The organism is Streptomyces sp. NPDC001890 (genome assembly GCF_042891445.1).
Classification (GTDB): domain Bacteria; phylum Actinomycetota; class Actinomycetes; order Streptomycetales; family Streptomycetaceae; genus Streptomyces.
This window is the reverse complement of the sequence record NZ_JBIATE010000021.1, coordinates 23930-35634: the sequence shown is the minus strand read 5'-3', so window position 1 is coordinate 35634 and position 11705 is coordinate 23930. Positions and strand designations below refer to the sequence as shown.

At 73.3% G+C, this 11705-nt stretch carries 7 protein-coding genes; 4 read left to right on the top strand and 3 right to left on the bottom strand.

What is annotated here, in order from left to right; genetic code table 11:
- Window positions 1–111: 111 nt before the first annotated feature.
- Together ACFYY1_RS33780 and ACFYY1_RS33775 are read right to left on the bottom strand one after the other, a co-directional pair.
- Entirely contained in the window at window positions 112–1518 is a 1407-nt protein-coding gene (locus tag ACFYY1_RS33780) for a hypothetical protein (RefSeq protein WP_388592311.1), read from the bottom strand.
- 156 nt (window positions 1519–1674) lie between these two features.
- Entirely contained in the window at window positions 1675–2715 is a 1041-nt protein-coding gene (locus ACFYY1_RS33775; RefSeq protein ID WP_388592309.1) for a DUF3533 domain-containing protein, read from the bottom strand.
- A 186-nt stretch (window positions 2716–2901) separates the two neighbouring features.
- Here ACFYY1_RS33775 and ACFYY1_RS33770 point away from each other — a divergent pair, with 186 nt between their 5' ends.
- The 4 genes from ACFYY1_RS33770 to ACFYY1_RS33755 all read left to right on the top strand — a co-directional run bounded on the left by ACFYY1_RS33770 (window position 2902) and on the right by ACFYY1_RS33755 (window position 10131).
- Complete coding sequence (locus ACFYY1_RS33770) at window positions 2902–6396, top strand: DNA polymerase III subunit alpha (RefSeq protein ID WP_388592429.1); 3495 nt, start codon at window positions 2902–2904, stop codon at window positions 6394–6396.
- Window positions 6393–7406, top strand: a complete 1014-nt coding sequence (locus tag ACFYY1_RS33765) for a hypothetical protein (RefSeq protein WP_388592307.1) — start codon at window positions 6393–6395, stop codon at window positions 7404–7406. Before ACFYY1_RS33770 ends, ACFYY1_RS33765 begins: the two co-directional genes overlap by 4 nt.
- Window positions 7407–7596: 190 nt before the next feature.
- Entirely contained in the window at window positions 7597–8490 is an 894-nt protein-coding gene (locus ACFYY1_RS33760; RefSeq protein ID WP_388592305.1) for an esterase/lipase family protein, read from the top strand.
- A gap of 93 nt (window positions 8491–8583) precedes the next feature.
- Window positions 8584–10131 (top strand): methyltransferase domain-containing protein, encoded by a 1548-nt coding sequence (locus ACFYY1_RS33755; protein WP_388592304.1) that lies wholly within the window; start codon window positions 8584–8586, stop codon window positions 10129–10131.
- Window positions 10132–10166: 35 nt separating this feature from the next.
- Here the strand turns inward: ACFYY1_RS33755 and ACFYY1_RS33750 are convergent, their stop codons facing one another.
- Window positions 10167–11594, bottom strand: coding sequence for an amidase (locus ACFYY1_RS33750; protein ID WP_388592302.1), 1428 nt, complete (start codon window positions 11592–11594; stop codon window positions 10167–10169).
- Between the last annotated feature and the right edge of the window lie 111 nt (window positions 11595–11705).

Sequence of the window (11705 nt, the reverse complement as noted above, 5' to 3'; positions counted from 1 at the left end):
TGTGGGTTCGTGGTGGGGCGTACGGAGGAAGTGAGAGGAATTCCGGCCGGCGACGGACGGGGTGCCGGCTGCGGACGGCACGCGGGCTGCGGGCCGGTGACGGGCCGTGGGTCAGCGACGGACCGCGTGACGCGGGTGCGAGCGGCGGTCACGGGGCCGGCGGCGGTACGGGTGGAGACGGCCGGGCCCTTCGGCCAGGCCCGCCCGGAACAGCCCGTAGGTGATCCGCCGCCGCGCGGCCGCCTCCAGTTCGTCCCGCAGTTCGCCGCTGCGCAGCAGTGCGCCGGGGCCGAGCAGACCCTCGACGACGGCCAGCGCACCGGCGATGTCGCCGTGGTCCAGGCGTTCGCGCACACCGGTGAGGCAGTCCGGACGGCGGTGTGCCTCGTCGATGGCCTGGAGGCAGGGCAGTGGAGTGCCGGTCAGGGCGACCAGCAGCTCCTCCCGGCGGATCTCGGCCGGGTCGTGGTCCAGCGGGGCCAGTACCCCGTCGACCAGGCCGATCCGGTGCCGGGCTCCCCGGCATTCCACGAGGCGTGGTTGTCCGGCCGGGGCCGGGGACGGGGCCGGAACGCCCGGCGGACGATCCGGTGCCAGGGCCGCGCCGACCAGTGGATGCAGCCGGTCGGCCCCGATCGCACCGGCACGGATCAGATCGAGGTCGGGCAGCACCCAGGTCGCCGCGTCGGGGAGCACCGGCAGCACGGAGGCGCCACCGCCCGTGGCCGTGGTGGCGGCCGCGATCCGCGACGCGGGCGGCCCGGGGCCGTCCCCCTCCGGCACCAGGTCCAGCAGCAGCCGGTGCCGGGCCCCGAACCGCACGGCGACGGTCCCGGCGGACCGCCCCTCGGCCCGGAGCAGGATCCCCGCCTCGTCCGCCCATCGGTCGACGGCGCAGCGGCGCGCGGGCGGTACCAGTTCCAGCACTTCGGGAGGCACCACGACCCGGCGGCCGGCGGGCGGCCCGTCGACCCCGGACCGGATCCGCAGCTCACCGGCCCGCCGCGCGTCCCACAGATGGCGGTGCAGGTCGAGGCGGAACCGGGGATTCGGGTGGTGGTGCGGATGGCGGCGGGCCTCGGCCCCGGGGTCAGCCCCGTCCCACAGCGCGAGGCTGATCCGCTGGCCGGCGTCCGCCCAGGCGGGCGGGGTCCGGACCACCAGGTGAACCGGGCGCACGCCGCCGGGCCCCTCGGTGTCGTACCGGGCCAGAGAGACTGTCAGACCCGGACGGAGCAGCCCGCGCGGAGCGATCCTCGGCAGGTGCCAGCGCAGCAGGTCAGGAGCCAGATGGCGCAGATCGTCCCGGATCCGGGACGCGAGTTCTCGCCCGTGGGTGCGTGCCACGGACCGTGGGGCGAGGTCGGCATCGACACCTGCGGCGGCGCATGCCCCCGCCCAGTCGCCGACGTGACGGCGGGCGGTCGCGGTCTCGATCATGGAGGGCGGCACGGCGAACTCTCGCACGCGCAGCCAGAAGGACAGGCGGGAATCCCTGTTCGCGTCCTGAGTGAGCATCAGCACTCACCTTGCGCGGACGGGGCCCCCGATCTGATATCGAAGTGAGTTGTCATCGCGGGGCAGCGTAGCTCCCCGGCTCCCCGGATGCCAGGTGTATTCGGGGAGCCCTCCCCCTGTGCGGCTGTGCGGCGGGTGCGGGGCGGCGCAGGAAGGTCAGGCGCCGGGGTTCGAACCGAACGGCGGCCGTTCGCCGCTGAGTTCCTCCGGGCTGCGGCTCGCGGCGACCAGGAGTGTGACGGCCGTGCCCACCAGCGCCCACGCGGACAGCACCAGCAGCGGGCCGGTGATCGCGTTGCCCCTGAAGTAGGCGATCGAGCGGGCCACCCAGGTTCCTGCCCCGGGCGGCAGTGCGGGGCCGATCGCCCGCCAGAAGTCCGGGAGCATCGGCAGCGGGTAGGCGCCGCCGGCGCTCGGGTTGCCCGCGATCACCACGATCAGGACGGCCAGACCGATGCCGACGATGCCGGTGAGGGCCTGGAGGGCGAGGGTGATCATGCCGACCGCGAAGACGGTCAGCGCACCCAGGCCCGACAGGCCCCAGAAGCTTCCGGGCAGGGCGCCGAGGATCGGGCCGATGATGATCGCGCCGCCGATCCCGCCCACGATCGAGTACAGCGCCATGACACCGGTCCGGATCACCGCGCGCTGTCGGTTGGCGGGTTTGGCGCCCGCGCTGATCGCCAGGATCGAGGCGCAGAGGTAGCCGCCGACGCACCAGCCGACGACCAGGTAGAACGACGAGATCCCGTTGAAGTCCTGGTCGGAGGCGGGGGCCAGGTCCACGGTCCGCACCGTGCGCTGCTGGGTACGTTCGACCTCCGTGATGATCTTCGTCAGGGTGGTGGCCAGCGAGGTGCCGCCGCCGGAGGCGACCAGCACGGTGTCGGTCGTGCCCTCGGGGGCGACGATCAGGGCACCGTCGATCCTGCGGTCGAGGATCTGCTCGCGGGCGGTGGCCGCGTCGGCGAGCGTGCGGGGGTCCAGCGGGCCGCCGGGGAGATCCTTCAGCTCGGTGAGGAGCTGTGCGGAGATCTGTTGGGGTGCGACGAGGCCGAAGGGTACGTCCGTCGGTTTCGGCTTGTGCAGCGCCCCGACGTAGGACGCGATGAACAGCAACTGCAGTCCGAGCACACCGATGACGAGCAGTGCGGCCCGTGGAGTGACGGCGTTCTTCACCTCGTCGACGAAAGTCATGCCCCCACGCTCCGGGGCGCCGGTTGTTCGTGCAGGCGGGGCAGGGCCGAATGGCTGAGCGGGCCCCCGAGGGGTGTCCTGCCGGGGGCGGGGGAGGTGCCGTATCTCGCTATCGCACGAATGTTCGAAACTTGGTCTATGGTGGAGGCAGGGGGTGGTGAGTACGGATCGGTCCAGGAGGTGCAGATGCCCGGGTTCACGCATCTGCATACCGTTTCCGGGTTCTCCCTGCGGTACGGGGCATCGCACCCGGAGCGGCTGGTGGAGCGCGCAGTCCAGCGGGGGATGGACGCGCTGGCGCTGACCGACCGCGACACCCTCGCGGGCACGGTCCGTTTCGCCCGTGCCTGCGAGAAGGCCGGGATACGGCCGCTCTTCGGGGTGGAGCTCGCGACGGCGGAGCATACGAGAACGGGCGGGCCCGCGCAGCGGCTGCGGACCCCGGTCCGGGGCGGCGCCTTCATCGACGAATCCGCACCCCGGGCCACCTTCCTCGCCCGGGATGGCGCCCGGGGCTGGGCGGAGCTGTGCCGCCTCGTCACCGCCGCCCACGCCCCCGCGCCCGACGGCGCCGGACAGCCCCTGGCCGGCCGGGCCGGCCAGCCCGTGGTCGGCCGGGCCGAGCTGCCCGCCGAAGGGCTCACCGTGCTGCTCGGCCCCGCCTCCGACGTCGGCAGGGCGCTGGCCGCCGGCCGTCCGGACCGGGCCGCCGAGCTGCTCGCCGGCTGGCGCGAGATCTACGGCGACGACCTGCGCCTCGAAGCCGTCCACCACGGGCGTGAAGGCACCGGCCCCGGTTCGCTGCGGCTCGCCGCCCGTACCGTCGGCCTCGCCGCCGAGCAGGGGGTGCGGGCCGTGCTGACCAACGCCGTCCGGTACGCCGACGCCGGGCAGGGCCCGGTCGCCGATGTGCTCGACGCGGCCCGCCGGCTGGTCCCCGTCGACCCCCGCCGGGCCCCGCTCGACAGCGGGGAGCGCTGGCTGAAGGACGCCCGCGCGATGGCGGAGGCCGCGGAGCGGATCACCGCGGCCGCCGGTCTCGGCAAGGGCGCCGGGGCGCGGCTGCTCGCGGAGACCCGGCGCACCGCCGACGCCTGCGTCGTCGACCCCGAGGGCGACCTCGGTCTCGGCGCCGTCCACTTCCCCGAACCGGAACTCGTCGGCGCCGGGCGGCGCACCGCCCAGCGGGTACTGGCCTCCCGCGCCGCCGCCGGCATGGTGCTGCGCGGCTACGACCGCAGGCGCGACTACTGGGAGCGGATGCACCAGGAGCTGGACATCATCGCCCACCACGGCTTCGCCTCCTACTTCCTGACGGTCGCCCAGGTCGTGGACGACGTGAGGGAGATGAAGGTACGGGTCGCCGCCCGGGGCTCCGGGGCGGGATCCCTGGTCAGTCATCTCCTCGGGATCGCGCACGCCGACCCGGTCGAGCACGGGCTGCTGATGGAGCGCTTCCTGTCCAGGCGCCGCTTCGTGCTGCCCGACATCGACATCGACGTGGAGTCCGCCCGCAGGCTCGACGTCTACCGCGCGATCATCGGACGCTTCGGCACCGAGCGGGTCGCGACCGTCGCCATGCCCGAGACCTACCGGGTGCGCCACGCCATCCGGGACGTGGGTGCCGCGCTCTCCATGGACCCGGCCGAGACCGACCGGCTCGCCAAGGCCTTCCCGCACATCCGGGCCCGCGACGCCCGCGCGGCCATGGAGGAGCTGCCCGAACTGCGCGAAGTGGCACGGGAGAAGGACCGGTACGGGCGGCTCTGGGAACTGGTGGAGGCGCTGGACGCACTGCCGCGCGGCATCGCCATGCACCCGTGCGGGGTGCTCCTGTCGGACGCCACGCTGCTGCGCCGGGTGCCCACCGTGCCCACCAGCGGCGACGGCTTCCCGATGGTGCAGTTCGACAAGGAGGACGTGGAGGAGCTGGGACTGCTCAAGCTCGATGTGCTGGGTGTGCGGATGCAGTCGGCGATGGCGCACGCGGTCGCGGAGATCGGGCGGGCCTCGGGGCAGGCCGTGGACCTGGACGCGGTGGAGCCGGACGACCCGGAGACGTACCGGCTGATCAGGAGCGCCGAGACGCTGGGCTGCTTCCAGATCGAGTCGCCGGGCCAGCGCGACCTGGTCGGCAGGCTCCAGCCGGCCGGCTTCCACGACCTGGTGGTCGACATCTCGCTGTTCCGCCCCGGGCCGGTCGCCGCCGACATGGTGCGGCCGTTCATCGAGGCCCGGCACGGCCGGGCCCCCGTGCGCTACCCGCACCCCGATCTGGAAGAACCGCTGCGCGAGACGTACGGAGTGGTCGTCTTCCACGAACAGATCATCGAGATGGTCGACATCATGACCGGCTGCGGCCGGGACGAGGCCGACCGGGTGCGGCGCGCGCTCTCCGACCCCGGATCGCAGGACCGGATCGCGGTGTGGTTCGCGCAGCGGGCGGCGGAGAAGGGATACGGCGCCGAAGTGATCGCCCGGACCTGGGAGATCATCGAGGCGTTCGGCAGCTACGGCTTCTGCAAGGCGCACGCGGTCGCCTTCGCCGTGCCGACGTACCAGTCGGCCTGGCTCAAGGCGCACCACCCGGCGGCCTTCTACGCCGGGCTGCTCACCCATGACCCCGGGATGTACCCGAAGCGGCTGCTGCTCGCGGACGCGCGGCGGCGCGGGGTGCCGGTGCTGGGTCTGGACGTGAACCGGTCGGCGGCCACCCATCGAATCGAACTGGTGTCCGATGGTGAGGGTGGGAAGGGCGTCTGGGGGGTGCGGCTCGCACTCTCGGACGTCCATGGCATCGGCGCGGCCGAGGTCGCCCGGATCGAGGCCGGACAGCCCTACACCTCGCTGCTCGACTTCTGGCAGCGCGCCAGGCCGGGCAGACCGGCCGCCGAACGGCTGGCCCGGGTGGGCGCGTTGGACGCGTTCGGCGCCAACCGGCGCGATCTGCTGCTGCACCTGTCCGAACTGCACCGCGCCCAGCGGGGCACGGGTTCCGGCGGCGGACCGGGCGGGCAGCTGCCGCTCGACGGCGGACACCGGACCGGCTCCATCGGCCTGCCCGACCTCGACGAAACGGAACGGCTCAGCGCCGAGCTGGGCGTCCTGAGCATGGATGTCTCCCGCCACCTGATGGACGATCACCACGTCTTCCTGAAGGAGCTCGGCGTGGTCCTCGCCAATCGGCTGCGCGAGGCACGGCACGGGGACACCGTGCTGGTCGCGGGCGCCAAGGCGGCCACCCAGACCCCACCGGTCCGCTCCGGCCGCCGGGTCGTCTTCACCACCCTGGACGACGGCACCGGCCTGGTCGACCTGGCCTTCTTCGACGACAGCCACGCCGCCTGCGCGCACACCGTCTTCCACTCCTGGCTGCTGCTGGTACGCGGAGTGGTGCAGCGGCGCGGACCGCGGAGCCTGAGCGTGGTCGGCTCGGCCGCCTGGAACCTGGCGGAACTGGCCGAGCTGCGGCGTACCGGCGGACTCGACGCGGTCGCGGACCGGCTGGCGGAGGAACCCCGGGCCGAGGAGGCCGAGGAGGCCGGCCCCGCCGGCAACGGCCGCCGCATCCAGCTGCCCACCGGATACGAGATGAACCCCTGGTCCGACCTCCAGCCGCCCGGCGAAGGCGTCGCCACCGGCAGGAAGCTGTGGCACCAGAGCCCGGGGAGCGCGGGATGAGCACCGCACCCGAGGTCCCGGGCATCCTGTACCTGCGGTTCCGCAAGGTCGGCGGCGGCCTCCCGGACAGCGCCGGTTACGAGGGGCTGCTCGCCCTGCTCGGCGCGCTCACCCCGGTGGTCGAGGCGGCCCCGCCCGACGGTGCGCTCGCCGATGTGCGCGGCGCGCTGCGCTACTTCGGGCTGGACGTGCGGGGGCTGGCCTCGGTGATCCGGATCCGCGCGCTCGCCCTGCACGGCGTGGACTGCGCCATCGGGGCGGCGGAGAACCCGATGCTGGCCAGGGCGGCGGCCCGGCGGGCCGCGCCCGGGACGACCTTCGTGGTGCCCGGGGGCGGGGGAGCGGAGTTCCTCGCGGACCGGCCGGCCGCGGCACTGGACGGCGTCGGCGCGGCGACGGCCCGCACCCTGTGCGCGTACGGGCTCGACTCCGTCGGACGGATCGCGGCGGCCCCGCTCGGCACCCTCCAGCGGATCACCGGCGTACGGACCGGACGCGAACTGTGGGAGCGGGCACGCGGCATCGACCGCACGGCGGTCGTGCCGGGCGCCGCGGCCCGGTCGATCGCCGCCGAACGGTCCTTCCCGCGCGACGAGCTGGACCGGGAACGGCAGCGCCGCGCGCTCATGTCGCTGACCGAGGAGCTGGGGGCCAGGATGCGCGGGGACGGGCAGGTCTGCCGCGGCCTCGCGGTCTCCGTGCGCTACGCCGACCGGACCGGGTACTCGACGCTGACCCGCAGCCGTACGCTCCGGGAACCCACCGCCCACTCCGCGGCGCTCACCGCACTCGCGTACCGGATCCATGACTCGTTCGCCCTGCAACGGGCCCGGGTGCGGGGGATCGCGCTGCGCGCGGAGGGGCTGATGGAGAGCGAGCGGGCCGCGCACCAGCTGTCGTTCGACCCGGCGGACGAGCGGGCCCGCCGGATCGAGGCGGTGGCGGACAAGCTGCGGGCCAGGTTCGGCCCACGGGCCGTGCTGCCGGGGAGGCTGAGCTCTGTCCCGTAGCGGCCTGATCACTCCTTCGGGCCCGCCCGACTGATGGATCATCACTTTTTACCGACGCGTAACTTCCCAGGCCACCCTACTCACGCGTAATTTGACCCGGGAACACGGATGAATCAGCAGTCATACCCGTGGTCCGGGCCGCAGGGTGTACAGACATCGCAACTCCCTTGATCCGCAAGGAGACCACACGATGCTGCCCTGGACACGTGCGTCGCGCACCCCACGCGCGCGAAGAGCTCTTGCCGCGCTGCTCCTCGCCGTCGCCGCAGCCGCCACCCCCACCGCCGCTGCCGCCGCGGCCACCCCCACCGCCGCCGCGGCCACCTCCCGCGGCTGGAACGACTATTCCTGCAAGCCGTCCGCGGCCCACCCCCGCCCCGTCGTCCTGGTCCACGGAACCTTCGGGAACTCGATCGACAACTGGCTGGTCCTCGCCCCCTACCTGGTCAACCGGGGCTACTGCGTCTACTCGCTCGACTACGGGCAGTTGCCCGGCGTACCGCTCTTCAACGGACTCGGCCCGGTCGACGAGTCGGCCGGCCAGCTCTCCTCGTTCGTCGACAAGGTGCTCGCCGCCACCGGCGCGGACAAGGCCGACCTGGTGGGCCACTCGCAGGGCGGCATGATGCCGAACTACTACCTGAAGTTCCTCGGCGGGGCCGCCAAGGTGAACGCCCTGATCGGGATCGCGCCCGACAACCACGGCACCACCCTGCTCGGCCTGACGAAGCTGCTGCCGTACTTCCCGGGAGCCGAGGACCTGCTGAACGCCAACACCCCCGGCCTCGCCGACCAGGTGGCGGGCTCCCCGTTCGTCACCAAGCTCAACTCGCTCCCCGACACCGTGCCCGGAGTGCACTACACCGTCATCGCGACCAGGTACGACGAGGTCGTGACCCCGTACCGCACGCAGTTCCTGGACGGGCCAAACGTGCGCAACGTCCTGCTCCAGGACCTGTGCCCGGTCGACCTCTCCGAGCACGTGGCGATCGGCACCGTCGACCGGGTCGCCTACCACGAGGTGGCGAACGCCCTGGACCCGGCGCACGCCACCCGCACCACCTGCGCCTCGGCCGTCGGGTAGCAGGGCCCCGGACCGCCCGGACCGCGGAGTCCGGGCGGTCCCGGTCGGCGCATCCTCATGACCGCTGTCGGCGGCGACTGGCACGATCTACTCATGACGACGATCGACTGGGACTCCGCAGCCGACTCCTTCGACGAGGAACCCGACCACGGGCTGCTCGACCCGGTGGTCCGGCACGCCTGGGCGCAGCGGCTGGAGAGCTGGCTGCCCGGCGGGCGCTCCGAGGTGCTCGACCTGGGGTGCGGCACCGGAAGCCTGGCCCTGCTCGTCGCCGGGCAGGGCCACCGGGTCACCGCCGTCGACCGTTCCCCGCGCATGGTGGAGCAGGCCCGGACCAAGCTCGCCGGGACGGGCACCGAGGTCCTGATCGGGGACGCGGCACGGCCCCCGGTGGGCAACCAGCGGTTCGACGTGATCATGGTCAGGCACGTGGTGTGGCTGCTGCCCGACCCGGCGGCGGCCCTGCGCCACTGGTTCACCCTGCTGCGGCCCGGTGGCCGGCTGGTCCTGGTCGAGGGCGTCTGGGGTGGTGTCGGCCTCTCCGCCGGGCAACTGACGGGCCTGCTCTCGGAGTTCACCGAGCATGTCCACCACGAGCCGCTCTCCGACGACCCCGATCTGTGGGGCAGGCGGGTCGACGACGAGCGCTACGCCCTGGTGGCCCGCGCCGAACCGCCGCACCGGCACACCGAGGTCGTCGGCGTCCACCTGATCCTCCGCCGCGGCCCCGAGATCCTGCTCGCCCGCCGGGCCGGCACGGGATACGCGGACGGGCTGTTCAACGCCCCGTCCGGACACGTCGAGGACGGCGAGGACGTCCGCGAGGCGATGATCCGCGAGGCGGCCGAGGAGATCGGTGTCGAACTGGACCCGGACGAGCTGCGGGTCGCCCTGGTCATGCAGCACCGGAATCCCGGCGGCGGTTGCAGGACGGGGTGGTTCTTCGAGGCGGAGTACGACCCCGACCGCCCGCCGTACAACCGCGAACCGGACAAGTGCTCCGAGCTGGCCTGGTTCCCGTTGGACGCCCTCCCGGACGACACCGTCGCCTACTGCCGGGCCGGGATCGAGGGCTACCGGGCGGGGGAGCGCTTCCTGATCCACTGGCACGAGGACGGCGACACCGTGGCGTACGAGCCGGACGGCGTCCGCCGCGCCGTTCCGCTGCCCGCCGCCCGGTCCGGCACCGGCGGGGTGCACCACATCGAGCTGTGGGTGCCCGATCTGGCGGTGGCCGAACAGGGGTGGGGCTGGCTCCTGGGCGAGCTGGGCCATGTCCCGTACCAGCGCTGGGAACACGGCCGCAGCTGGCGGCGCGGCGACAGCTATGTCGTGGTCGAGCAGTCACCCGATCTGACCCCGGGCCCGCACGACCGGCACCGCCCCGGACTCAACCACCTCGCGTTCCACGTCCGCGACCGGGCCACCCTCGACGCACTGGTGGAGAGGGCCCCGGAGCACGGCTGGCGGCCGCTCTTCCCGGACCGCTACCCGCACGCGGGCGGCGAGGAGCACACCGCCGCCTACCTGGAGGACGCCGCCGGATACGAGGTGGAACTCGTATCCGGAGTCCACCGGCCCCGCCCCGCACCGGAGGAACCGGCGCCGTACACCGATGTGTGGGCACGGCGCCGGGACTGAGCGGCGCGTTCGGATGCCGGTCGGCCGACGCCCCGTCAGAGCACCGGGATGCCGCTCCAGGGCCGGGCGGACTCGATGGCCTGCGCGACGCGGAACACCGTGCTGTCGTCATAGGTGCGCCCGACGACCTGCACCCCCGTCGGAACGCCGGTCGAGGCGAAGCCGGACGGCACGCTCAGCACCGGGCAGCGGCTGGCTATGTTGAACGGTGTGGTCATCGCGGATTCCAGATAGAAGTCCAGTTCGACGCCGTTGATCACGACCTTGGTCGAGAGGTGGTCGTCGTCCGCCGCGAGCGCCGGGACGGCGGTCGTCGGGCACAACAGGACGTCGTAGCGGTCCAGCAGCACACCGAGCGTCGTCTGCACCCCGGCTTCGAGCTCAAGGCCCCGGAGGAAACTGCCGGGCTCGCGGACGGCCTCGTTGGCCCGCCGGGCGAAGTCGAGCGCGTACGTGGTGAGCAGGTCACAGTGGTCGGCGGCGACCGAAGCGATGTACGGGCCGAAGATCGAGCCGAAGTGGATCATCGCGGCCCGCATCACGTCCGCCCGCATGATGGGGACCTCCACCTCCTCGACGACGGCACCGGCCGCGCGCAACGCCTCGGCGACCGCACGGGTGTTGGCCTCGATCTCGGGATCGACCGGCCAGTCCCCGAGGGTGACCGAGAGCGCCACGCGCAGGCCCTCGACGCTCTCGAACCGCTCGGGCAGGACGAATTTCGGCCGCAGCGAGACGGCGTCCAGCGGATGGGGTCCCGCGATGACGTTCTCCAGCAGGGCGCAGTCGGCGACGGTACGCGCCATCGGGCCGTCGTGGCAGTACGTGTCCAGGTTGAAGGGCGGCATCGACGGCACGCGCCCGTACGGCGGCTTGAAGCCGACCGTGCCCGTGTTCGAAGCGGGGATGCGGATCGAGCCGCCGATGTCGGAGCCGGTCGCGAGCGTCGTCTCGCCCGCCGCGAGTGCGGCGCCCGCACCGCCCGAGGAGCCGCCCGGGGTGAACTCCGTGTTCCACGGGTTCCGGGTGACGCCCCACAGCCGTGACTGGGTGTAACCCGCGCAGCTGAACTCCGGGGTCGTGGTCCGGGCGTGCACGATGCCGCCGGCGGCCTGGACCCGCTCGATCACGGGGTGCGTCTGCTCGGCGATCTCGTCCCGGAACGCCAGCGAGCCGTCCGTGCTGCGGCGTCCCGCGATCGGCTGCTCCTCCTTCGTCGCGACGGCCAGGCCCTCCAGCGCGCGGGGTGCCTCGCCCTTGCCCCCGTAGCGGGCCTCGGCCTCACGGGCGGCGGCGAGCGCCTCCTCGAAGGTCTGCTCGGCCAGGGCGTTGATCTTCGGCTCGACGGCTTCCGCGCGCGCGATGACCGCGGACATCAGCTCGACCGGTGAGAGAGAGCGGTCGCGGAAGCGGCGCAGGGCCTCGGTGGCGGACAGATGGGCGAGGTCGGTGAGGTCGGTCATACGAGGGTCCTTTGCGATGAGGCGGAGAGGTGTGGGAGCCGCCCACGGGGCGGGTCGGGGGCTGCTCACGGACCGGTCGCTGCCTGCCGCGAGCGTGGCACCGGCCCCCAG